The sequence below is a fragment of the Escherichia sp. MOD1-EC6300 genome (assembly GCF_002965045.1).
GTDB classification, from domain to species: Bacteria; Pseudomonadota; Gammaproteobacteria; order Enterobacterales; family Enterobacteriaceae; genus Escherichia; species Escherichia coli_F.
On record NZ_PTRH01000003.1, the window covers coordinates 170247 to 195017 of the forward strand.

Annotated in this window: 19 protein-coding genes and 1 pseudogene; 14 read left to right on the top strand and 6 right to left on the bottom strand. The window is 49.3% G+C overall.

Annotated elements, in window-relative coordinates; translation table 11 throughout:
- Positions 1 to 63: 63 nt before the first annotated feature.
- From serS to dmsC, 4 genes and pseudogenes are all read left to right on the top strand, one after another.
- Entirely contained in the window at positions 64 to 1356 is a 1293-nt protein-coding gene (serS, locus tag BGE37_RS05845) for a serine--tRNA ligase (protein WP_000886683.1), read from the top strand.
- A gap of 238 nt (positions 1357 to 1594) precedes the next feature.
- Positions 1595 to 4039 (top strand): annotated as a pseudogene (gene dmsA / locus BGE37_RS05850) (dimethylsulfoxide reductase subunit A).
- A 10-nt stretch (positions 4040 to 4049) separates the two neighbouring features.
- On the top strand, positions 4050 to 4667 hold the full coding sequence (gene dmsB / locus BGE37_RS05855) for a dimethylsulfoxide reductase iron-sulfur subunit DmsB (RefSeq protein WP_000213098.1): 618 nt from the start codon (positions 4050 to 4052) through the stop codon (positions 4665 to 4667).
- Between the two features lies 1 nt (position 4668).
- Complete coding sequence (gene dmsC / locus BGE37_RS05860) at positions 4669 to 5532, top strand: dimethyl sulfoxide reductase anchor subunit DmsC (protein ID WP_000534649.1); 864 nt, start codon at positions 4669 to 4671, stop codon at positions 5530 to 5532.
- 34 nt (positions 5533 to 5566) lie between these two features.
- Here dmsC and ycaC read toward each other — a convergent pair whose 3' ends face one another.
- Entirely contained in the window at positions 5567 to 6193 is a 627-nt protein-coding gene (gene ycaC, locus BGE37_RS05865) for an isochorismate family cysteine hydrolase YcaC (protein WP_000165876.1), read from the bottom strand.
- A 314-nt stretch (positions 6194 to 6507) separates the two neighbouring features.
- Here ycaC and BGE37_RS05870 point away from each other — a divergent pair, with 314 nt between their 5' ends.
- Positions 6508 to 7656, top strand: coding sequence for an MFS transporter (locus BGE37_RS05870; RefSeq protein WP_105287856.1), 1149 nt, complete (start codon positions 6508 to 6510; stop codon positions 7654 to 7656).
- A 209-nt stretch (positions 7657 to 7865) separates the two neighbouring features.
- Positions 7866 to 9296 carry an APC family permease gene (locus BGE37_RS05875; RefSeq protein ID WP_032183852.1) on the top strand — a complete coding sequence of 477 codons (1431 nt, stop codon included), beginning with the start codon at positions 7866 to 7868 and terminating at the stop codon, positions 9294 to 9296.
- Here BGE37_RS05875 and BGE37_RS05880 read toward each other — a convergent pair whose 3' ends face one another.
- Entirely contained in the window at positions 9297 to 10205 is a 909-nt protein-coding gene (locus tag BGE37_RS05880) for a LysR family transcriptional regulator (protein WP_032183853.1), read from the bottom strand. It abuts the gene before it with no gap.
- A gap of 99 nt (positions 10206 to 10304) precedes the next feature.
- Here BGE37_RS05880 and BGE37_RS05885 point away from each other — a divergent pair, with 99 nt between their 5' ends.
- The gene (locus tag BGE37_RS05885) at positions 10305 to 10895 is read left to right on the top strand and encodes an NAD(P)H oxidoreductase (RefSeq protein ID WP_105287857.1); all 591 of its coding nucleotides are present in this window, start codon (positions 10305 to 10307) and stop codon (positions 10893 to 10895) included.
- 81 nt (positions 10896 to 10976) lie between these two features.
- On the opposite strand, the gene pflA is transcribed toward BGE37_RS05885, so the two are convergent.
- The 4 genes from pflA to ycaO all read right to left on the bottom strand — a co-directional run bounded on the left by pflA (position 10977) and on the right by ycaO (position 17269).
- Positions 10977 to 11717, bottom strand: coding sequence for a pyruvate formate lyase 1-activating protein (gene pflA / locus BGE37_RS05890; protein WP_000111043.1), 741 nt, complete (start codon positions 11715 to 11717; stop codon positions 10977 to 10979).
- 191 nt (positions 11718 to 11908) lie between these two features.
- Positions 11909 to 14191: a formate C-acetyltransferase gene (gene pflB / locus BGE37_RS05895; protein ID WP_001292814.1), complete on the bottom strand. Its 2283-nt coding sequence runs from the start codon at positions 14189 to 14191 to the stop codon at positions 11909 to 11911.
- A gap of 54 nt (positions 14192 to 14245) precedes the next feature.
- Positions 14246 to 15103 (bottom strand): formate transporter FocA, encoded by an 858-nt coding sequence (gene focA, locus BGE37_RS05900; RefSeq protein ID WP_000642546.1) that lies wholly within the window; start codon positions 15101 to 15103, stop codon positions 14246 to 14248.
- A 405-nt stretch (positions 15104 to 15508) separates the two neighbouring features.
- Positions 15509 to 17269 carry a 30S ribosomal protein S12 methylthiotransferase accessory factor YcaO gene (gene ycaO, locus BGE37_RS05905; RefSeq protein WP_105287858.1) on the bottom strand — a complete coding sequence of 587 codons (1761 nt, stop codon included), beginning with the start codon at positions 17267 to 17269 and terminating at the stop codon, positions 15509 to 15511.
- 129 nt (positions 17270 to 17398) lie between these two features.
- Between ycaO and BGE37_RS05910 the strand changes: the two genes are divergently transcribed.
- From BGE37_RS05910 to ihfB, 7 genes are all read left to right on the top strand, one after another.
- On the top strand, positions 17399 to 18091 hold the full coding sequence (locus tag BGE37_RS05910; protein ID WP_000642852.1) for a DUF421 domain-containing protein: 693 nt from the start codon (positions 17399 to 17401) through the stop codon (positions 18089 to 18091).
- Between the two features lie 198 nt (positions 18092 to 18289).
- On the top strand, positions 18290 to 19378 hold the full coding sequence (gene serC / locus BGE37_RS05915) for a 3-phosphoserine/phosphohydroxythreonine transaminase (RefSeq protein ID WP_000057129.1): 1089 nt from the start codon (positions 18290 to 18292) through the stop codon (positions 19376 to 19378).
- A gap of 70 nt (positions 19379 to 19448) precedes the next feature.
- Positions 19449 to 20732: a 3-phosphoshikimate 1-carboxyvinyltransferase gene (gene aroA, locus BGE37_RS05920; protein WP_105287859.1), complete on the top strand. Its 1284-nt coding sequence runs from the start codon at positions 19449 to 19451 to the stop codon at positions 20730 to 20732.
- Positions 20733 to 20900: 168 nt separating this feature from the next.
- Positions 20901 to 21665, top strand: coding sequence for a metallopeptidase YcaL (ycaL, locus tag BGE37_RS05925; protein WP_001353317.1), 765 nt, complete (start codon positions 20901 to 20903; stop codon positions 21663 to 21665).
- 172 nt (positions 21666 to 21837) lie between these two features.
- Positions 21838 to 22521 carry a (d)CMP kinase gene (gene cmk / locus BGE37_RS05930; protein WP_000125016.1) on the top strand — a complete coding sequence of 228 codons (684 nt, stop codon included), beginning with the start codon at positions 21838 to 21840 and terminating at the stop codon, positions 22519 to 22521.
- 110 nt (positions 22522 to 22631) lie between these two features.
- Positions 22632 to 24305 (top strand): 30S ribosomal protein S1, encoded by a 1674-nt coding sequence (gene rpsA, locus BGE37_RS05935; RefSeq protein WP_000140327.1) that lies wholly within the window; start codon positions 22632 to 22634, stop codon positions 24303 to 24305.
- Positions 24306 to 24464: 159 nt separating this feature from the next.
- Positions 24465 to 24749, top strand: a complete 285-nt coding sequence (ihfB, locus tag BGE37_RS05940; protein WP_000167336.1) for an integration host factor subunit beta — start codon at positions 24465 to 24467, stop codon at positions 24747 to 24749.
- The last annotated feature ends 22 nt before the right edge of the window (positions 24750 to 24771 follow it).

Sequence of the window (24771 nt, forward strand, 5' to 3'; positions counted from 1 at the left end):
GTATCCCTGTGGTCGCAGGCTGTGGCCACATCTCCCATTTAATTCGATAAGCACAGGATAAGCATGCTCGATCCCAATCTGCTGCGTAATGAGCCAGACGCAGTCGCTGAAAAACTGGCACGCCGGGGCTTTAAGCTGGATGTAGATAAGCTGGGCGCTCTTGAAGAGCGTCGTAAAGTATTGCAGGTCAAAACGGAAAACCTGCAAGCGGAGCGTAACTCCCGATCGAAATCCATTGGCCAGGCGAAAGCGCGCGGGGAAGATATCGAGCCTTTACGTCTGGAAGTGAACAAACTGGGCGAAGAGCTGGATGCAGCAAAAGCCGAGCTGGATGCTTTACAGGCTGAAATTCGCGATATCGCGCTGACCATCCCTAACCTGCCTGCAGATGAAGTGCCGGTAGGTAAAGACGAAAATGACAACGTTGAAGTCAGCCGCTGGGGTACCCCGCGTGAGTTTGACTTTGAAGTTCGTGACCACGTGACGCTGGGTGAAATGCACTCTGGCCTCGACTTTGCAGCTGCAGTTAAGCTGACTGGTTCCCGCTTTGTGGTAATGAAAGGGCAGATCGCTCGCATGCACCGCGCACTGTCGCAGTTTATGCTGGATCTGCATACCGAACAGCATGGCTACAGTGAGAACTATGTTCCGTACCTGGTTAACCAGGACACGCTGTATGGTACGGGTCAGCTGCCGAAATTTGCTGGCGATCTGTTCCATACTCGTCCGCTGGAAGAAGAAGCAGACACCAGTAACTATGCATTGATCCCAACGGCAGAAGTTCCGCTGACCAACCTGGTACGTGGTGAAATCATCGATGAAGATGATCTGCCAATTAAGATGACCGCCCACACCCCATGTTTCCGTTCTGAAGCAGGTTCATATGGTCGTGACACCCGTGGTCTGATCCGTATGCACCAGTTCGACAAAGTTGAAATGGTGCAGATCGTGCGCCCGGAAGACTCAATGGCGGCGCTGGAAGAGATGACTGGTCATGCAGAAAAAGTCCTGCAACTGCTGGGCCTGCCGTACCGTAAAATCATCCTTTGTACCGGCGACATGGGCTTTGGCGCTTGTAAAACTTACGACCTGGAAGTATGGATCCCGGCACAGAACACCTACCGCGAGATCTCTTCCTGCTCCAACGTTTGGGATTTCCAGGCGCGTCGTATGCAGGCACGTTGCCGCAGCAAGTCGGACAAGAAAACCCGTCTGGTTCATACCCTGAACGGTTCTGGTCTGGCTGTTGGCCGTACGCTGGTTGCGGTAATGGAAAACTATCAGCAGGCTGATGGTCGTATTGAAGTACCAGAAGTTCTACGTCCGTATATGAACGGACTGGAATATATTGGCTAATACCCAATTTTTCTGAATCTAAAAAGCGCCTGCGGGCGCTTTTTTTGTCTCCCTTTGATACCGAACAATAATTACTCCTCACTTACACGTAATACTACTTTCGAGTGAAAATCTACCTATCTCTTTGATTTTCAAATTATTCGATATATACAAACCTATATAGCGAACTGCTATAGAAATAATTACACAATACGGTTTGTTACTGGAATCAATCGTGAGCAAGCTTGAGTGAGCCATTATGAAAACGAAAATCCCTGATGCGGTATTGGCTGCTGAGGTGAGTCGCCGTGGTTTGGTAAAAACGACAGCGATCGGCGGCCTGGCAATGGCCAGCAGCGCATTAACATTACCTTTTAGTCGGATTGCGCACGCTGTTGATAGTGCCCTTCCGGCAAAGTCAGACGAAAAGGTAATCTGGAGCGCCTGTACAGTTAACTGTGGTAGCCGCTGCCCGCTACGTATGCACGTTGTGGACGGTGAAATTAAATATGTTGAAACGGATAATACCGGCGATGACAACTATGACGGCCTGCACCAGGTGCGCGCCTGTCTGCGTGGGCGTTCCATGCGTCGCCGTGTCTACAATCCGGACCGCCTGAAATATCCGATGAAACGAGTCGGGGCGCGCGGTGAAGGCAAATTCGAGCGCATTAGCTGGGAAGAAGCCTACGACATCATCGCGACCAATATGCAGCGCCTGATCAAAGAGTACGGCAACGAGTCTATCTATCTGAACTATGGTACCGGTACGCTGGGCGGCACCATGACCCGCTCCTGGCCGCCGGGAAATACCCTGGTCGCTCGCCTGATGAACTGCTGCGGCGGTTATCTGAACCATTACGGTGACTACTCTTCCGCGCAAATTGCGGAAGGTTTGAACTATACCTACGGCGGCTGGGCGGATGGTAACAGCCCGTCAGATATTGAAAACAGTAAGCTGGTGGTACTGTTTGGTAATAACCCTGGCGAAACGCGAATGAGCGGTGGTGGGGTGACTTATTACCTTGAGCAGGCTCGTCAGAAATCCAACGCTCGTATGATCATTATCGATCCGCGCTATACCGACACCGGTGCAGGGCGTGAAGATGAGTGGATCCCCATTCGTCCGGGAACAGATGCCGCACTGGTTAATGGTCTGGCGTACGTCATGATCAGCGAAAATCTGGTTGATCAGGCATTCCTCGATAAATATTGCGTTGGCTACGACGAGAAAACACTGCCAGCCAGTGCGCCGAAAAATGGTCACTATAAAGCTTATATTCTGGGTGAAGGGCCAGATGGCGTGGCTAAAACGCCGGAATGGGCCTCGCAAATCACCGGTGTTCCGGCAGACAAAATCATCAAATTGGCTCGTGAAATCGGTAGTACCAAACCGGCGTTTATCAGCCAGGGATGGGGCCCGCAGCGTCACGCTAACGGTGAAATCGCAACCCGTGCTATCTCGATGCTGGCGATTCTGACCGGTAACGTTGGTATTAACGGGGGCAACAGCGGCGCGCGTGAAGGTTCATACAGCTTACCTTTTGTCCGTATGCCGACCCTCGAAAACCCGATCCAGACCAGCATTTCGATGTTTATGTGGACCGATGCCATTGAACGTGGCCCGGAAATGACAGCGCTGCGTGATGGTGTGCGCGGGAAAGATAAGCTGGATGTGCCGATCAAAATGATCTGGAACTATGCCGGTAACTGCCTGATTAACCAGCATTCTGAAATCAACCGTACCCATGAAATCCTTCAGGATGATAAGAAGTGCGAGCTGATTGTGGTTATCGACTGCCACATGACTTCATCGGCGAAATATGCTGACATCCTGCTGCCTGACTGCACCGCTTCCGAACAGATGGACTTTGCACTGGATGCATCCTGCGGGAATATGTCTTACGTGATTTTCAACGATCAGGTGATTAAACCGCGCTTTGAATGTAAGACCATCTATGAAATGACCAGCGAACTGGCAAAACGTCTTGGCGTTGAGCAACAGTTTACTGAAGGCCGTACACAGGAAGAGTGGATGCGGCATCTGTATGCCCAGTCGCGGGAAGCGATTCCTGAACTGCCAACGTTTGAAGAGTTCCGCAAGCAGGGGATCTTTAAAAAGCGCGACCCACAAGGGCATCACGTTGCTTATAAAGCTTTCCGTTAAGATCCGCAGGCAAATCCGCTGACCACGCCATCGGGTAAAATTGAGATTTATTCGCAGGCGCTGGCTGACATTGCCGCGACCTGGGAATTGCCAGAAGGCGACGTGATCGATCCACTGCCGATCTACACGCCGGGCTTTGAAAGTTATCAGGATCCGCTGAACAAACAATATCCGCTGCAGCTTACGGGTTTCCACTACAAATCTCGCGTTCACTCAACTTACGGCAACGTTGATGTGCTGAAAGCAGCTTGCCGTCAGGAAATGTGGATCAACCCGTTTGATGCACAAAAACGCGGTATCAACAACGGCGATAAGGTCAGGATCTTTAACGACCGTGGTGAGGTTCATATTGAGGCGAAAGTGACGCCACGAATGATGCCGGGTGTGGTCGCACTGGGTGAAGGTGCCTGGTATGACCCGGATGCAAAACGTGTCGATAAGGGCGGTTGTATCAACGTACTGACCACTCAACGTCCGTCTCCTCTCGCTAAGGGGAATCCGTCACATACAAACCTTGTTCAGGTTGAAAAGGTGTAAGGAGTAACCGATGACAACCCAGTATGGATTTTTTATTGATTCCAGCCGTTGCACCGGTTGCAAAACCTGCGAGCTGGCTTGTAAAGACTACAAAGATTTGACGCCAGAAGTCAGTTTCCGCCGCATTTATGAATATGCTGGCGGCGACTGGCAGGAAGATAACGGTGTCTGGCACCAGAACGTGTTTGCCTACTATCTGTCGATTTCATGTAACCACTGCGAAGATCCGGCTTGTACTAAAGTCTGCCCGAGCGGTGCGATGCATAAACGTGAAGATGGTTTTGTTGTGGTCGATGAAGATGTATGCATTGGCTGCCGTTACTGCCATATGGCTTGCCCGTACGGCGCACCGCAATATAACGAAACGAAAGGCCATATGACCAAATGCGATGGTTGTTATGACCGTGTTGCGGAGGGGAAAAAACCGATCTGCGTAGAATCCTGCCCGCTGCGGGCGCTGGATTTCGGCCCTATCGACGAGCTGCGTAAAAAACATGGCGATTTGGCGGCTGTTGCGCCGTTGCCGCGAGCTCACTTTACCAAACCGAATATTGTGATCAAACCCAATGCCAACAGCCGCCCGACCGGGGATACCACTGGCTACCTGGCAAACCCGAAGGAGGTGTGAGATGGGAAGTGGATGGCATGAATGGCCGCTGATGATCTTCACGGTCTTCGGGCAATGTGTAGCGGGTGGTTTTATCGTTCTGGCTTTGGCGCTGCTCAAAGGCGACCTGCGAGCAGAAGCCCAGCAGCGTGTTATTGCCTGCATGTTTGGCTTATGGGTGCTGATGGGTATTGGCTTTATCGCCTCTATGCTTCATCTTGGTTCACCGATGCGCGCCTTTAACTCGCTCAACCGGGTAGGGGCTTCAGCACTCAGTAACGAAATCGCCAGCGGTTCGATCTTTTTTGCTGTTGGTGGCATCGGCTGGTTACTGGCAATGCTGAAAAAGCTGTCACCGGCATTGCGTACGCTGTGGCTGGTGGTGACGATGGTTCTTGGCGTAGTCTTTGTCTGGATGATGGTGCGTGTCTATAACAGCATCGATACCGTACCCACCTGGTACAGCATCTGGACACCGATGGGCTTCTTCCTGACGATGTTCATGGGCGGCCCGTTACTGGGTTACCTGTTGCTGAGTCTGGCTGGCGTCGATGGCTGGGCGATGCGTCTGCTGCCAGCTATTTCTGTACTGGCCCTGGTAGTGAGTGGCGTGGTGTCAGTGATGCAGGGCGCAGAGCTGGCGACTATTCATAGCTCTGTGCAGCAGGCCGCAGCGCTGGTGCCGGACTATGGTGCGCTGATGTCCTGGCGGATCGTGCTTTTGGCTGTTGCCCTGTGCTTGTGGATTGCACCACAGCTAAAAGGTTATCAGCCTGCGGTTCCGCTACTTTCCGTATCATTCATTCTGCTTCTGGCAGGGGAATTAATCGGTCGTGGCGTATTCTATGGTTTGCATATGACCGTGGGGATGGCCGTCGCAAGCTAATCATAACAACCGGGGTTTCGGCCCCGGTTCTCTTTTATTTCTGCTTCGTTAACGTGTCATAACTGGTCATCAAATTACGATAATCAGGAATATGGTTAGAGAACAACGTCGCCAGTCCTTCAATATCATTACGCCAGTCGCGATGCAGCTCGCACGCCACGCCGAACCATGTCATCAATTGCGCACCAGCTTGCGACATGCGATCCCATGCCGAATGCCGGGTAATTTCATTAAAGGTCCCTGACGCGTCAGTCACGACAAAGACGTCAAACCCTTCTTCAATGGCTGAAAGCGCCGGGAATGCCACGCAAACTTCGGTTACCACACCGGCAATAATTAACTGTTTTTTACCTGTCGCTTTGACAGCTTTTACAAAATCTTCGTTATCCCAGGCGTTAATATTTCCCGGGCGAGCAATGTAAGGTGCATCGGGAAACTGTGCTTTCAGTTCTGGAACTAATGGGCCGTTAGGACCGGTTTCAAAACTGGTGGTAAGAATAGTAGGTAAGTTGAAATACTTAGCTAGGTCGCCCAGCGCCAGCACGTTATTTTTAAACTTATCGGGTTCGATATCCCGTACAAGGGAAAGTAAACCAGCCTGGTGATCAACAAGCAAAACGGCAGCATCATTTTTATCAAGACGAACATACGGTTTGGTCATCCTCTTCTCCTTTCGAGAGTCAGCGGTACGTCTGAAATCGGTCAGACGCGATGCATTGCTCTGAAAGCATAGACGGGAAATATGAGTTTGCTGTGACCATGAAATTTTTCGACTGAACGAAGCGTATGAAATTTGTGTTAGATCAATAAAAACAATCAGATGAGATTAATCGTCTCTCCAGCATTAGCGTTATGAATGAGTAATATAAATCGATAATACCTCAGCTGCGATATGCGCGTATTTTCACCCATTGACAATGTTTTTGGCGGTGGCATGATGCGCATGAAATTTGAACTTCCTCACGGTTTTAATTCATGTCCACGTATACCCGGCCTGTCATGCTTTTGCTGTCTGGCCTGCTTTTGTTGACTTTGGCGATCGCAGTGTTAAATACACTCGTGCCGCTTTGGCTCGCCCAGGAACATATGTCCACATGGCAGGTAGGCGTTGTCAGCTCATCCTATTTTACCGGCAACCTGGTCGGTACATTGCTGACAGGGTATGTCATTAAGCGCATTGGCTTTAACCGCAGCTATTATCTGGCCTCCTTCATTTTTGCCGCTGGCTGTGCCGGCCTTGGCCTGATGATTGGATTCTGGAGCTGGTTGGCTTGGCGTTTTGTCGCCGGCGTCGGCTGTGCCATGATTTGGGTGGTTGTTGAGAGCGCGCTGATGTGCAGTGGGACGTCACGTAACCGTGGGCGTTTGCTTGCTGCGTATATGATGGTTTATTACGTGGGAACGTTTTTAGGCCAGTTACTGGTCAGCAAAGTTTCAACCGAGCTGATGTCCGTATTGCCGTGGGTTACAGGTTTGACGTTGGCAGGGATCTTACCGCTGTTGTTTACGCGTGTGCTGAATCAGCAGGCTGAAAACCATGATTCGACGTTAATTACGTCCATGCTAAAACTCCGTCAGGCGCGGCTTGGCGTGAATGGCTGCATTATCTCAGGAATCGTTCTGGGATCTCTATATGGCCTGATGCCGCTGTACCTCAATCACAAAGGGGTGAGCAATGCCAGCATTGGTTTCTGGATGGCGGTACTGGTCAGTGCGGGTATCCTTGGACAATGGCCGATTGGACGTCTGGCGGATAAGTTTGGTCGACTGCTGGTGTTGCGTGTTCAGGTCTTTGTCGTCATTCTCGGCAGTATCGCGATGCTTAGCCAGGCGGCGATGGCCCCAGCGTTATTCATCCTCGGTGCCGCTGGCTTTACGCTATATCCGGTGGCGATGGCATGGGCTTGCGAGAAAGTTGAACATCATCAACTGGTGGCGATGAACCAGGCCTTACTGTTGAGCTATACCGTAGGAAGTCTGCTTGGCCCGTCATTTACCGCTATGCTAATGCAGAATTTCTCCGATAATTTATTGTTTATCATGATCGCCAGCGTATCGTTTATCTATTTGCTGATGCTGCTTCGCAACGCCGGTCATACGCCGAAACCCGTTGCTCACGTGTAAATGAATTAACGCAGAGTGTGAACTTACTGTTTCACACTCTGCTTTTTTGTTTCTTCTCTCTGACTTGCTTTTTTCAAAATTTTATTCGTTTCAAAATAAAATGTGCAGCAGGTTATAATTTTGCATTTCGCTATTTCCGCACTTCTTATTTGCCGCGCATAATCCCTCGTTTTACAGATGCCCCTTTAATTTTGGCGAAGGATTTGTCTATGGCTGGGAATGTTCAGGAAAAACAGCTGCGATGGTACAACATTGCGCTGATGTCTTTTATCACTGTCTGGGGTTTTGGCAACGTTGTTAATAACTACGCCAACCAGGGGCTGGTGGTTGTTTTTTCATGGGTGTTTATATTTGCGCTCTATTTCACACCTTATGCGCTAATTGTTGGTCAGTTAGGCTCGACCTTCAAAGATGGGAAGGGCGGGGTCAGTACCTGGATTAAACACACGATGGGACCCGGACTGGCTTACCTCGCCGCGTGGACCTACTGGGTAGTGCATATTCCCTATCTGGCACAAAAACCCCAGGCAATACTGATTGCGCTCGGTTGGGCGATGAAAGGCGACGGTTCGTTAATCAAAGAATATTCCGTCGTAGCGTTACAGGGGTTAACGCTGGTGCTGTTTGTCTTCTTTATGTGGGTTGCTTCACGCGGTATGAAATCGCTGAAAATCGTCGGTTCTGTGGCAGGGATTGCGATGTTTGTTATGTCGCTCCTGTATGTGGCGATGGCGGTAACCGCGCCTGCGATTACTGAAGTGCATATTGCGACCACAAACATTACCTGGGAAACGTTCATTCCTCATATCGACTTTACCTACATTACCACTATTTCAATGCTGGTTTTCGCGGTTGGCGGAGCAGAGAAGATTTCTCCTTACGTTAATCAAACGCGCAACCCAGGAAAAGAATTTCCAAAAGGGATGTTATGCCTGGCGGTGATGGTTGCGGTTTGTGCCATTCTGGGCTCACTGGCGATGGGGATGATGTTTGACTCGCGTAATATCCCGGATGACTTAATGACTAACGGTCAGTATTACGCCTTTCAGAAGCTGGGCGAATATTACAACATGGGTAATACTTTAATGGTGATTTATGCCATTGCGAATACCCTAGGACAAGTAGCTGCGCTGGTATTCTCGATTGATGCGCCGCTTAAAGTGTTATTAGGCGATGCTGACAGCAAATATATTCCAGCCAGTTTATGTCGTACCAACGCTTCTGGTACGCCCGTTAATGGCTATTTTCTGACCCTGGTGCTGGTGGCGATCCTGATAATGCTGCCGACTCTCGGCATTGGTGATATGAACAATCTCTATAAATGGCTGTTGAATCTTAACTCGGTAGTGATGCCGCTGCGTTATTTATGGGTATTTGTTGCATTTATTGCAGTTGTTCGCCTGGCGCAGAAATATAAGCCGGAATATGTCTTTATTCGTAATAAGCCGCTGGCAATGACCGTCGGAATTTGGTGTTTTGCCTTTACCGCTTTTGCCTGCCTGACTGGTATTTTCCCGAAAATGGAAGCCTTCACCGCAGAGTGGACATTCCAGTTGGCGCTGAATGTTGCAACGCCGTTTGTGCTGGTGGGATTAGGGCTGATATTCCCGCTGCTGGCGCGTAAAGCGAATAGCAAATAATTATTGTGGTCGGTGACGCTGACTCTGGCAGATCTGACCCGTTTTTACATAATCGAGAAATGCGCGCAAGCCGCAGGACATATACTGGCGGTTTGGGTAATAGATCTGGAAGCCTGGACGCTCTGTGATCCAGTCTTCCAGTACACATTCTAAACGACCGGTATCAAGGTACTCCTTGATCTGTTCATAAAGCAGATACCCGATACCAGCACCCATCAAAACGGCATCCAGTTCAGCATCAACATCATCCAGAATGATATTTCCTGCGACAGCAATTTCCAGCTCTTTTGCAAATTGCCAGTGGAAAGGTTTGCCGCTGGGATAACGAAAAACAACACATTGATGATTAAGCAGATCATGAGGATGGCGGGGGTTGCCATATCTTGCAAAGTACTCTGGCGTTGCTGCTACACATAATTTCACTGGCGGGCCGATCGCCACGCTGATCATATCTTTTTCGACGATGCCACTAAGTCGAACGCCAGCGTCAAAGCCCTGCTGGACGATATCAACAAGAGAGTCGTCAGTTGTGAGCTCGACTTTAATATCAGGATATTCACGTGTGAAACCAACCAGTAAAGGTATTAAAAATATACGTGCAGCTACCCGGGCGGCATTGATTTTGAGCGTACCTGTCGGTGTCAGACGAAAATCATTCATCTCATCTAACATGATCTGAATTTCGTCGAAAGCTGGGCGCAATCGTTCATAGAGATTAGAACCCGCTTCCGTTAACGATACGCTTCGGGTTGTCCGATTGAATAAGCGAATTTTAAGACGTTGTTCCAGTGTTTTAATACTATGGCTAATGGCGGACGAAGATAAGCCTAACTCATCGCCTGCTGCACGAAAGCTTTGATTACGGGCCACGGCAAAGAAAGTGGCAAAGTCAGACATATTCATCCGCATTAGTGAAAATCCTTCATTAACTCATCCTGAATCATCACGTTTACAGGATGATGCCGCCTGCGTAAAGTGCGCTCCAGAACTTAACGTGGAGGTAAAATTATGCAGTCTGAACGTATTTATTTGGTATGGGCCCATCCTCGTCATGATTCATTGACCGCACATATTGCTGATGCGATCCATCAGCGGGCAATGGAGCGGAAAATACAGGTGACGGAACTCGATTTATATCGGCGTAATTTCAACCCGGTGATGACGCCGGAAGATGAACCAGACTGGAAGAATATGGATAAACGTTATTCTCCAGATGTTCATCAGCTTTATTCAGAGCTGCTTGAACATGACACGTTAGTGGTGGTTTTTCCTCTCTGGTGGTACAACTTCCCAGCAATGATAAAAGGATATATTGACAGAGTATGGAATAATGGGCTGGCTTATGGAGATGGGCACAAATTACCATTCAATAAAGTTCGTTGGGTGGCGCTGGTTGGAGGAGACAAAGAATCATTTGTCCAGATGGGCTGGGAAAAAAATATAAGCGATTATTTGATAAATATGTGCAGTTATCTTGGTATTGAAGATGCCGATGTCACTTTCTTGTGTAATACAGTGGTATTCGATGGAGAAGAACTTCACGCGAGCTATTATCAGTCGTTATTATCTCAGGTACGGGATATGGTAGATGCACTATAAGATGTGTTAAAAACGCTGTAGCAGAATGAAGCGCGGAATAACAAAGCGGCAACTCAATAAAGTTGCCGCTTTACGGGGAAATTAGAACATTACCTTATGACCGTACTGCTCAAGAATGCCTTTCACGCGTTCCATGGTCTCTTTCTTCGGTGGTTTAACACCATCAAGTTTGTATTCTTCACCCATCGCCACCCATTTGTGTTTGCCCAGCTCGTGGTAGGGGAGAAGCTCGATTTTCTCAACGTTGCCCATATCACGGGTAAATTCACCGAGGCGATGCGCTGAATCGTCATCGTCAGACCAGCCTGGGACAACAACGTAGCGGATCCACACCTTCACATTTTTATTCGCCAGATATTTAGCAAACTCCAGCGTGCGGTGGTTGGAAACTCCAACCAGATTTTGGTGGATCTCGTCGTTCATCTGTTTGAGATCGAGCATTACCAGGTCGGTTACTTCCAGCAGTTCATCAATCACCGGATCGTAACGACGAACAAAACCGTTGGTATCCAGACAGGTATGAATGCCTTCTTTTTTGCAGGCGCGGAACCAGTCACGAACAAACTCAGCTTGCAGGATTGCTTCACCGCCGGATGCGGTAACGCCGCCGCCGGAAGCGTTCATAAAGTGGCGATAGGTCACCACTTCCTTCATCAAATCTTCAACGGTAACTTCTTTACCGCCATGCGTGTCCCAGGTGTCGCGGTTATGACAATACAGGCAGCGCATCAGGCAGCCCTGGAAAAAGGTGATAAAGCGAATACCCGGGCCGTCTACGGTTCCACAGGATTCAAAGGAGTGAATGCGACCAATAACTGACATTGCGGTGTTTCTCCAGATGTGGCCCATCTGAGGCCGTGTTGGTGCGCAGCTCGAAGGCTACGTCGAGTCTGTTTTGGCAGTCACCTTAAAGTATAGATAGCTGACAAAAAAGGCTCTCGTGCTAAAAAAGGCCCCACTTTCGTGGAGCCTTTATTGTACGCTTTTTACTGTACGATTTCAGTCAAAACTAATTACATAGATTGAGTGAAGGTACGAGTAATAACGTCCTGCTGCTGTTCTTTAGTCAGCGAGTTGAAACGTACTGCGTAGCCAGATACACGGATGGTCAGCTGCGGATATTTTTCCGGGTTTTCCATCGCGTCGAGCAGCATTTCACGGTTCATCACGTTAACGTTCAGGTGCTGACCACCTTCGATGGATGCTTCGTGGTGGAAGTAACCATCCATCAGACCAGCCAGGTTGGTCTTACGAACTTCGTCGTCTTTACCCAGTGCGTTCGGAACGATAGAGAAGGTGTAGGAGATACCATCTTTAGCGTAAGCAAACGGCAGTTTAGCAACGGAAGTCAGAGATGCTACAGCACCTTTCTGGTCACGACCGTGCATCGGGTTAGCACCCGGTCCGAACGGCGCGCCAGCACGACGACCGTCTGGGGTGTTACCAGTTTTCTTACCATACACAACGTTAGAAGTGATGGTCAGAACAGACTGAGTCGGGATTGCGTCACGGTAGGTGTGCAGTTTCTGAATTTTCTTCATGAAACGTTCTACCAGGTCAACCGCCAGGTCATCTACACGCGGGTCGTTGTTACCAAACTGCGGGTATTCGCCTTCGATTTCGAAGTCGATAGCCAGACCGTCTTCGTCACGAATCGGTTTAACTTTCGCATATTTGATTGCAGACAGGGAGTCAGCAGCAACGGACAGACCAGCAATACCACATGCCATGGTGCGGATAACGTCACGGTCGTGCAGCGCCATCAGAGAGGCTTCGTAGCTGTACTTGTCGTGCATGTAGTGGATGATGTTCAGTGCGGTGATGTACTGTTTAGCCAGCCAGTCCATGAAGTGATCCATGCGCTCCATCACTTCATCGTAGTTCAGGACGTCGCCTTTGATCGGTTCAGATTTCGGACCAACCTGCATTTTCAGTTTTTCGTCAACGCCGCCGTTGATTGCGTACAGCATGGTTTTCGCCAGGTTTGCACGCGCACCGAAGAACTGCATTTGTTTACCAACGATCATCGGGCTTACGCAGCAAGCGATAGCGTAGTCATCGTTGTTGAAGTCCGGACGCATCAGGTCATCGTTCTCATACTGCAGAGAAGAGGTGTCAATGGACACTTTAGCGGCGAATTTCTTGAAGTTCAGCGGCAGTTTTTCAGACCACAGAATGGTCATGTTCGGTTCCGGAGACGGACCCATGGTGTACAGGGTGTTCAGGAAACGGAAGCTGTTTTTGGTAACCAGGGTACGACCGTCGAGGCCCATACCACCGATAGATTCGGTTGCCCAGATCGGGTCGCCAGAGAACAGTTCATCGTATTCCGGAGTACGCAGGAAGCGAACCATACGCAGTTTCATGACCAGGTGGTCAACCATTTCCTGCGCTTCTTGTTCGGTGATCTTGCCAGCTTTCAGGTCACGTTCGATGTACACATCCAGGAAGGTGGAGGTACGACCGAAGGACATTGCAGCACCGTTCTGAGACTTAACAGCAGCCAGGTAGCCGAAGTAAGTCCACTGGATAGCTTCCTGAGCGTTGGTAGCCGGACCAGAGATGTCGTAGCCGTATTTCGCAGCCATTTCTTTCATCTGACCCAGAGCGCGGTGCTGTTCAGCGATTTCTTCGCGCAGACGGATAGTCTGTTCCAGGTTTACGCCGTTTTCCAGATCAGCCTGCAGAGAGGTGAACTGAGCGTATTTGTCTTTCATCAGGTAGTCGATACCGTACAGCGCAACGCGACGGTAGTCACCGATGATACGACCACGGCCATAAGCATCTGGCAGACCGGTCAGAACACCGGATTTACGGCAACGCAGGATGTCCGGAGTGTAAACGTCGAACACGCCCTGGTTGTGAGTTTTACGGTATTCAGTGAAGATTTTTTTGATCATCGGGTCCAGTTCGCGGTTGTACGCTTTGCAGGAACCTTCGATCATTTTGATACCACCGAACGGGATAAGAGCACGTTTCAGCGGAGCTTCAGTCTGCAGACCAACAACTTTTTCCAACGCTTTGTTGATGTAGCCAGCGTCGTGAGAGGTGATGGTGGAAGCAACAGCGGTGTCAAAGTCAACTGGCGCGTGAGTGCGGTTTTCCAGTTTAACGCCTTCCATTACTTTGTCCCACAGGGTGGTGGTCGCTTCAGTAGCGCCAGCCAGGAAGGACTCGTCACCCTCGTACGGAGTGTAGTTTTTCTGAATGAAGTCACGGACGTTTACTTCATTCTGCCAGTCACCTTTGGTAAAACCTTCCCAGGCTGTGGCTAACTTTTCATTAAGCTCGGACATGTAACACCTACCTTCTTAAGTGGATTTTTTATTTACTGCGTACTTCGACAACCATTAATGGTGATCGTTTTCACGCAGGTAAATGACCCAGTATGTCAACCCAACCAACAAACCACCGCCGATAATATTACCGATCGTAACCGGAATCAGGTTATCAGTGATGAAGTTCATCACGGTCAGGTGAGAAAAATTTTCCGGTGCAGAACCGACAGCGGTCCAGAATTCCGGAGATGCGAAGTCGCGGATTACAATACCCATCGGGATCATAAACATGTTTGCGATACTGTGCTCAAAACCGCTGGCAACAAACATCGCGACCGGCAGCACCATAATGAACGCTTTATCCATCAGGCTGCGGCCAGAATAACTCATCCATACTGCCAGACATACCATCAGGTTTGCCAGGATACCAAGGCAGACGGCCTCAATAAAAGTATGGTGCACTTTGTGGTCGGCGGTTTGTAGGACGTTTAGTCCCCATTGACCATTCGCGGTCATATACTCGCCGGAAAGCCACATTAAAAGTACAAACAGCAGTGCGCCGACCAGGTTGCCAAAATAGACATTTAGCCAGTTTTTCGCCAACTGACCCCAGGTGATGCGCCCACTCGCCTTAGCAACAACAATCAACACTGTGGAAGTAAAGAGATCGGCTCCGCAGACAACACAAAGAATCAGCCCCAGAGAGAAGCAAATGCCGCCAACCAGTTTTGCCATGCCGAAGGGCATTGTTCCTGTGCCAGTGGTTGCTGTGATATAGAAGACGAATGCGATTGAGATGAAAACACCGGCGGTAATCGCCAGATAGAAAGTCTTAAGCGGATGTTTCGTTGCTTTATAGACACCTGCCTCTTCGGCCACTTTGGCCATTGCTGCAGGAAGTAAAAGATCAAAAGGGTTGTCAGCTTTCACACTAACTCTCTCTTTATTAAGTCGGCGACGAGATACTAACAAAGCATTATAGATGAGAAATTGATATAGATCATATCTCGCCTGGCTTATAGGCCCGTAACTCGCATGGTTTTTATGCAAATACGGAGTAAATATTTGATTATCCAAATAAAAATAAATTTTAAAAATTAACAAATGAGTTGAATTTTTTCCGCATCCTCCGCTAAAACAGTTAATTAAAAGGGAGCACCAAGCGAATAAAGTAACAATATCGATCGTATTTATTAAATACAAATTACCGATATTTAACTTTATAATTACAATTATTTTATTAATGCAAATATATGTAAAGCGGGGCATTAAAAAAACGCCCCGTAATATAACTCAGACGAATCATTAAGCCTACATTGCGTAGGCTATTTGATTTTATTTTGCCCAGAATGCTGCTTTGGCGCGCTGCAGCTTTTCGTAGGCCTTCAACAACGACTGATGTGCAGCAAACGCGTGCAGATCGCTATCTACGGGTTGCAAGCCATAAAACGCCGATTCACCGCTCATTGCCGCACTGGCGGCTTCTACGGCATCTGCGCCATACATACGAACGAAGGCATTCAGATATTGCAGTGGTTGGCGGTCTTCTTCCTGTGCCAGTAATAACAACGTTTGCAGACAGCGATAATAGTTGGCGCGTTCCGGACTGAACACTGATGAGTTAAATTCCATCGTCCATTCAGTCCAGACCAGAGCCTGTTCCAGATCGCCACCAGCCAGCGCCAACATAGCCTTTAATTCACCGATACGCAGAGTGTACCAGCCGTTATCCGGCCCGGTTGCCAGACCCAATAGCTCACGCACGCGGGTAAAGTCATCAAAACCTTCTTCATCCAGTTGCTCGATGAGGTTCAGGTAATCTTCTTTTTCCCACTCGCTGCCTGGGAGTGAAAGAATCGTTTCACGTAAATGGCTGCCCATGCTGTTATTCGCCAGCCACAGATCTTCTGCCGGATAAATATCGGACATGCCAGGCACGATAATGCGGCAAGCATAAACGCCCAGATGCTCGTAATCGGCAATATAAACTTCTTTATCTTCTTTGTTGAAGATAGCCATCAGCGTAGCAAACTCTTCTTCCGTGGTGCCTGAGAAGCTCCAGTCCACAAACGGATAATCAGCATCCTGCTTGAATAGGTCCCAGGAGATTAAACCGCTGGAATCGATAAAGTGCGTTTCGAGGTTAGTATGTTCAGCGACTTCTTCATCATCGAAGGTTGGCGGAGTAAACACATCCAAATCTTTCAGACCGCGGCCTTGCAGCAACTCGGTCACGGTACGTTCCAGTGCAACGCCAAAATCAGGATGTGCACCGAAGGATGCAAAGCAGGTACCGTTAGCTGGATTGAACAGTACCACGCAGATCACCGGATATTGACCGCCAAGCGAGGCATCATAAGCGAAGATCGGGAAACCTTCCGCTTCCAGTGTTTCGATCGCTTCAACCACCGCTGGATAACGCGCCAGCACGTCTGTCGGGATCTCTGGCAGGCTGATGCTTTCAGCAATAATGCGGTTTTTCACGTAGCGTTCGAAAACTTCAGATAATCCCTGAACGCGCGCTTCGTTGCGGGTATTGCCAGCGGACATACCGTTAGAAACGTACAGGTTACCAATGATATTCATCGGAATATAAACGATCTGATTGTCGGACTGGCGCGTAAACGGCAGACCGCAAATACCACGATCTTCGTTACCAGATTGTAGGTCAATCAGCATGCTGCCGGTCAGTTCATTCTCCGGATCGTAAAATGCGCGCAGACGGTCATCGAGCAGCCCTTCTGGTACATCGTCGTTTTCGGTCAGTGGGAACCATTTTTCGTTGGGATAATGCACGAATGGACCGTTGGCGATGGTTTCGCCCAGCCAGAAGTCAGCAAAAAAGTAGTTGGTAGACAGACGCTCGAAATATTCACCGAGTGCAGAAGCCAGCGCCGCTTTTTTGGTTGCGCCTTTACCGTTGGTAAAACACAGTGCGCACTCTTTGTCGCGAATATGCACAGACCAGACGTTAGGCACGGGATTCAGCCAGGAGGCCTCTTCAATCTGAAAACCGAGGTCTGAAAGTTTTTGTTGGAAGCGAGCGATGGAATCTTCCAGAGCGGCATCTTTGCCGGGGATAAATGTTTGCGTCATGAAAATCACTTTAGTCGTACGGAAAGCGCGCAATAATACGGGTTTTATCTCAAAGGCGCTATCACCGCCGCCAGGCAGATGAACTGTTGACTATGCTTTTAGCGGATAAACCACGATAAGAGCATAAAAATGAAGGCATTCGATCTCCACCGTATGGCATTTGATAAAGTGCCTTTTGATTTCCTTGGCGAAGTTGCACTACGTAGTCTTTATACCTTTGTACTGGTCTTTTTATTCCTCAAAATGACCGGCAGACGCGGTGTGCGGCAGATGTCGCTGTTTGAAGTGTTAATCATTCTGACGCTGGGGTCAGCGGCGGGGGATGTGGCGTTTTATGATGATGTGCCGATGGTTCCGGTGCTTATCGTCTTTATTACTCTGGCGTTGTTATACCGTCTGGTAATGTGGTTGATGGCGCACAGTGAAAAACTGGAGGATCTTCTGGAAGGCAAGCCGGTTGTCATTATTGAGGATGGTGAGCTGGCCTGGTCGAAACTTAATAACTCCAACATGACGGAATTTGAGTTCTTTATGGAGCTGCGACTGCGTGGAGTGGAGCAGTTGGGGCAGGTACGTCTGGCGATTCTCGAAACCAACGGGCAAATCAGTGTCTATTTCTTTGAAGATGACAAGGTGAAACCGGGATTACTTATTTTACCCAGTGACTGTACTCAGCGTTACAAAGTGGTGCCTGAGTCGGCGGACTATGCTTGCATCCGTTGCAGTGAGATCATTCATATGAACGCAGGGGAAAAACAATTATGTCCGCGCTGTGCAAATCCAGAATGGACGAAGGCAAGTCGGGCTAAACGGGTGACCTGACAGCAAAAAAATCGGTTTTTGGACAATAATCCGAGAGATTCTATTGTGTGACGCGTGCCGCATTTTTGCCCTCGACTGTTTTACCCATTGCGATGCGCGCCACTGAATGATAAAACCGATAGCCACAGGAATAATGTATTACCCGCGGTCGCAATCGATTGTCCGTGGGTTAATGGCAACGCAACGTGGTGAGGGGAAATGGCTCAAATCTTCAATTTTAGTTCTGGTCCGGCAATGCTACCGGCAGAGGTGCTTAAACAGGCTCAACAGGAACTGCGCGACTGGAACGGTCTTGGTACGTCGGTGATGGAAGTGAGCCACCGTGGTAAAGAGTTCATTCAGGTTGCAGAGGAAGCCGAGAAGGATTTTCGCGATCTTCTTAATATCCCCTCCAACTATAAAGTATTGTTCTGCCACGGCGGTGGTCGCGGTCAGTTTGCTGCTGTTCCGCTGAATATTCTTGGTGATAAAACCACTGCAGATTATGTTGATGCCGGTTACTGGGCGGCAAGTGCCATTAAAGAAGCGAAAAAATACTGCAAGCCAAATGTCTTTGACGCCAAAGTGACTGTTGATGGTCTTCGTGCGGTTAAGCCAATGCGTGAATGGCAGCTCTCTGATAATGCCGCTTATATGCATTACTGCCCAAATGAGACCATCGATGGTATCGCCATCGACGAAACGCCAGACTTTGGTAAAGAAGTGGTGGTTGCAGCCGACTTCTCTTCAACGATTCTTTCCCGTCCAATTGACGTCAGTCGTTACGGTGTGATTTATGCTGGCGCACAGAAAAATATCGGCCCGGCGGGCCTGACAATCGTCATCGTTCGTGAAGACTTACTGGGTAAAGCGAATATCGCTTGTCCGTCGATTCTGGATTATTCCATCCTTAACGATAACGACTCAATGTTTAACACGCCGCCGACATTTGCCTGGTATCTGTCTGGTCTGGTCTTTAAATGGCTGAAAGCGAACGGCGGTGTAGCTGCAATGGATAAAATCAATCAGCAAAAAGCAGAACTGCTGTATGGGGTGATTGATAACAGCGATTTCTACCGCAATGACGTGGCGAAAGCTAACCGTTCGCGGATGAACGTGCCGTTCCAGTTGGCGGACAGTGCGCTTGACAAATTGTTCCTTGAAGAGTCTTTTGCTGCGGGGCTGCATGCCCTGAAAGGGCATCGTGTGGTCGGCGGTATGCGTGCGTCAATTTATAACGCAATGCCTCTGGAAGGCGTTAAAGCGCTGACAGACTTCATGATTGAGTTCGAACGCCGTCACGGCTAATGCCGAAATTTTGCTTAATCCCCACAGCCAGCCTGTGGGGTTTTTATTTCTGTTGTAGAGAGTTGAGTTCATGGAATCCCTGACGTTACAACCCATCGCTCGTGTCGATGGCACCATTAATCTGCCCGGTTCCAAGAGCGTTTCTAACCGCGCTTTATTGCTGGCGGCATTAGCACACGGCAAAACAGTATTAACCAATCTGCTGGATAGCGATGACGTGCGCCATATGCTGAAAGCATTAACAGCGTTAGGGGTAAGCTATACGCTTTCAGCCGATCGTACGCGTTGCGAAATCATCGGTAACGGCGGTCCATTACACGCAAAAAGTGCCCTGGAGTTGTTCCTCGGTAACGCCGGAACGGCAATGCGTCCGCTGGCGGCAGCTCTTTGTCTGGGTAGCAATGATATTGTGCTGACCGGTGAACCGCGTATGAAAGAACGCCCCATTGGTCATCTGGTGGATGCGCTGCGCCTGGGCGGGGCGAAGATCACTTACCTGGAACAAGAAAATTATCCACCATTGCGTTTACAGGGCGGCTTTACTGGCGGCAACGTTGACGTTGATGGCTCCGTTTCCAGTCAGTTTCTCACCGCACTGTTAATGACTGCGCCTCTTGCGCCGGAAGATACGGTGATTCGTATTAAAGGTGATCTGGTTTCTAAACCTTACATTGACATCACACTCAATCTGATGAAGACGTTTGGTGTTGAAATTGAAAATCAGCACTATCAACAATTTGTCGTAAAAGGCGGGCAGTCTTATCAGTCTCCGGGTACTTATTTGGTCGAAGGCGATGCATCTTCGGCTTCTTACTTCCTGGCAGCAGCAGCAATCAAAGGCGGCACTGTAAAAGTGACCGGCATTGGACGCAACAGTATGCAGGGTGATATTCGCTTTGCTGATGTGCTGGAAAAAATGGGCGCGACCATTTGCTGGGGCGATGATTATATTTCCTGCACGCGGGGTGAACTGAACGCTATTGATATGGATATGAACCATATTCCTGATGCGGCGATGACCATTGCCACGTCGGCGTTATTTGCAAAAGGCACCACCACGCTGCGCAATATCTATAACTGGCGTGTTAAAGAGACCGATCGCCTGTTTGCGATGGCAACAGAACTGCGTAAAGTTGGTGCGGAAGTAGAAGAGGGGCACGATTACATTCGTATCACTCCACCGGAAAAACTGAACTTTGCCGAGATCGCAACATACAATGATCACCGGATGGCGATGTGTTTCTCGCTGGTGGCGTTGTCAGATACACCAGTGACGATTCTTGATCCCAAATGCACGGCCAAAACATTTCCGGATTATTTCGAGCAGCTGGCGCGGATTAGCCAGGCAGCCTGAATGAACAACGTGCAATAAATAGCCAAATCTTTCTTTATCAAAACGTCGGCACATTGCCGGCGTTTTTTTTCGGACCTTGTGAGTCATTTTGATTAATGGTAGCGTCGTTTGTCGATGTAAGTTATTGATACATAATATTTATATATGATTAATCAACGGATGATTCACATGAAGAATACTAAATTACTGCTGGCGATTGCGGCCTCTGCAGCTTTACTGACAGGGTGTCAGAATACCCACGGTATTGATACCAATATGGCTATCAGCTCAGGTTTAAATGCCTATAAAGCAGCAACGTTAAGCGATGCTGATGCAAAAGCGATTGCCAATCAGGGCTGTGCCGAAATGGACAGCGGCAATCAAGTCGCAAGTAAATCCAGCAAGTACGGTAAACGTCTGGCAAAAATCGCCAAAGCATTGGGTAACAATATTAATGGCACGCCGGTCAACTATAAGGTTTATATGACCAGCGACGTCAACGCATGGGCGATGGCGAACGGCTGTGTTCGTGTCTACAGTGGCCTGATGGACATGATGAACGACAACGAAATTGAAGGCGTTCTGGGTCATGAACTGGGCCACGTCGCGTTGGGTCACTCGCTGGCTGAAATGAAAGCTTCTTATGCGATCGTTGCCGCACGTGATGCGATTTCCGCTACCAGCGGTGTGGCTTCCCAGCTTTCTCGCTCACAATTAGGTGATATCGCAGAAGGCGCGATCAATGCTAAATACTCCCGCGATAAAGAGTCCGAAGCAGATGATTTCTCCTTTGATCTGTTGAAGAAACGTGGCATCAGCACCCAGGGGCTGGTTGGCAGCTTTGAAAAATTGGCCAGCCTGGATGGCGGCCGTACCCAGTCCATGTTTGACTCTCACCCACCATCAACAGAGCGTGCGCAACACATCCGTGATCGTATCGCCTCTGGTAAGTAAATCATTGTCATCTTTCGGGCTGGTCTTCTGCCAGCCCGCTATAATTGCGCAATAAATCCCCATCTGAATACAGACAAAACTGGTTTTTGCACACAACGTTAACGATTTGTGGCGTCGGCGCGTATAATGCGCGCGGTTATGTTAACGGTACGCCTGTTTTAAGGAGATAAAGATGACGGCAATTGCCCCGGTTATTACCATTGATGGCCCAAGCGGTGCAGGGAAAGGCACCTTGTGTAAGGCTATGGCGGAAGCGTTGCAATGGCATCTGCTGGACTCGGGTGCAATTTATCGCGTACTGGCACTGGCGGCATTACATCACCATGTTGATGTTGCATCGGAAGATGCGCTCGTGCCGCTGGCATCCCATCTGGATGTCCGTTTTGTGTCGACCAATGGCAATCTGGAAGTGATCCTCGAAGGGGAAGATGTCAGCGGCGAAATTCGTACTCAGGAAGTGGCGAATGCTGCTTCACAAGTCGCGGCATTCCCACGCGTTCGTGAAGCATTATTGCGTCGCCAACGCGCGTTTCGCGAATTACCAGGCTTGATTGCCGATGGCCGCGATATGGGAACGGTGGTATTCCCTGATGCGCCAGTGAAAATTTTCCTTGACGCCTCCTCGGAAGAACGTGCGCATCGCCGCATGCTACAGTTGCAGGAGAAGGGCTTTAGTGTTAACTTTGAGCGCCTTTTGGCCGAGATCAAAGAACGCGACGACCGCGATCGTAACCGAGCGGTAGCGCCACTGGTTCCGGCAGCCGATGCTTTAGTGTTGGATTCCACCACCTTAAGCATTGAGCAAGTGATTGAAAAAGCGCTACAATACGCGCGCCAGAAATTGGCTCTCGCATAAGCGACCGAATTTGCAGTACCCCCGTTGCAATGGAATGACAGCGGGTATGTTAAACAACCCCATCCGGCATGGAGCCAGGTGGACGTTAAATATAAACCTGAAGATTAAACATGACTGAATCTTTTGCTCAACTCTTTGAAGAGTCCTTAAAAGAAATCGAAACCCGCCCGGGTTCTATCGTTCGTGGCGTTGTTGTTGCTATCGACAAAGACGTAGTACTGGTTGACGCTGGTCTGAAATCTGAGTCCGCCATCCCGGCTGAGCAGTTCAAAAACGCCCAGGGCGAGCTGGAAATCCAGGTAGGTGACGAAGTTGACGTTGCTCTGGACGCAGTAGAAGACGGCTTCGGTGAAACTCTGCTGTCCCGTGAGAAAGCTAAACGTCACGAAGCCTGGATCACGCTGGAAAAAGCTTACGAAGATGCTGAAACTGTTACCGGTGTTATCAACGGCAAAGTTAAGGGCGGCTTCACTGTTGAGCTGAACGGTATTCGTGCGTTCCTGCCAGGTTCTCTGGTAGACGTTCGTCCGGTGCGTGACACTCTGCACCTGGAAGGCAAAGAGCTTGAATTCAAAGTAATCAAGCTGGATCAGAAGCGCAACAACGTTGTTGTTTCTCGTCGTGCCGTTATCGAATCCGAAAACAGCGCAGAGCGCGATCAGCTGCTGGAAAACCTGCAGGAAGGCATGGAAGTTAAAGGTATCGTTAAGAACCTCACTGACTACGGTGCATTCGTTGATCTGGGCGGCGTTGACGGCCTGCTGCACATCACTGATATGGCCTGGAAACGCGTTAAGCATCCAAGCGAAATCGTCAACGTGGGCGACGAAATCACTGTTAAAGTGCTGAAGTTCGACCGCGAACGTACCCGTGTATCCCTGGGCCTGAAACAGCTGGGCGAAGATCCGTGGGTAGCTATCGCTAAACGTTATCCGGAAGGTACCAAACTGACTGGTCGCGTGACCAACCTGACCGACTACGGCTGCTTCGTTGAAATCGAAGAAGGCGTTGAAGGCCTGGTACACGTTTCCGAAATGGATTGGACCAACAAAAACATCCACCCGTCCAAAGTTGTTAACGTTGGCGATGTAGTGGAAGTTATGGTTCTGGATATCGACGAAGAACGTCGTCGTATCTCCCTGGGTCTGAAACAGTGCAAAGCTAACCCGTGGCAGCAGTTCGCGGAAACCCACAACAAGGGTGACCGTGTTGAAGGTAAAATCAAGTCTATCACTGACTTCGGTATCTTCATCGGCCTGGACGGCGGCATCGACGGCCTGGTTCACCTGTCTGACATCTCCTGGAACGTTGCAGGCGAAGAAGCAGTTCGTGAATACAAAAAAGGCGACGAAATCGCTGCAGTTGTTCTGCAGGTTGACGCAGAACGTGAACGTATCTCCCTGGGCGTTAAACAGCTCGCAGAAGATCCGTTCAACAACTGGGTTGCTCTGAACAAGAAAGGCGCTATCGTAACCGGTAAAGTAACTGCAGTTGACGCTAAAGGCGCAACCGTAGAACTGGCTGACGGCGTTGAAGGTTACCTGCGTGCTTCTGAAGCATCCCGTGACCGCGTTGAAGACGCTACCCTGGTTCTGAGCGTTGGCGACGAAGTTGAAGCTAAATTCACCGGCGTTGATCGTAAAAACCGCGCAATCAGCCTGTCTGTTCGTGCGAAAGACGAAGCTGACGAGAAAGATGCAATCGCAACTGTTAACAAACAGGAAGATGCAAACTTCTCCAACAACGCAATGGCTGAAGCTTTCAAAGCAGCTAAAGGCGAGTAATTCTCTGACTCTTCGGGATTTTTATTCCGAAGTTTGTTGAGTTTACTTGACAGATTGCAGGTTTCGTCCTGTAATCAAGCACTAAGGGCGGCTACGGCCGCCCTTAATCAATGCAGCAACAGCAGCCGCTTAATTTGCCTTTAAGGAACCGGAGGAATCATGACCAAGTCAGAATTGATAGAAAGACTTGCCACCCAGCAATCGCACATTCCCGCCAAGACGGTTGAAGATGCAGTAAAAGAGATGCTGGAGCATATGGCCTCGACTCTTGCGCAGGGCGAGCGTATTGAAATCCGCGGTTTCGGCAGTTTCTCTTTGCACTACCGCGCACCACGTACCGGACGTAATCCGAAGACTGGCGATAAAGTAGAACTGGAAGGAAAATACGTTCCTCACTTTAAACCAGGTAAAGAACTGCGCGATCGCGCCAATATTTACGGTTAAGTTTTTACCCAAACTTGAACGC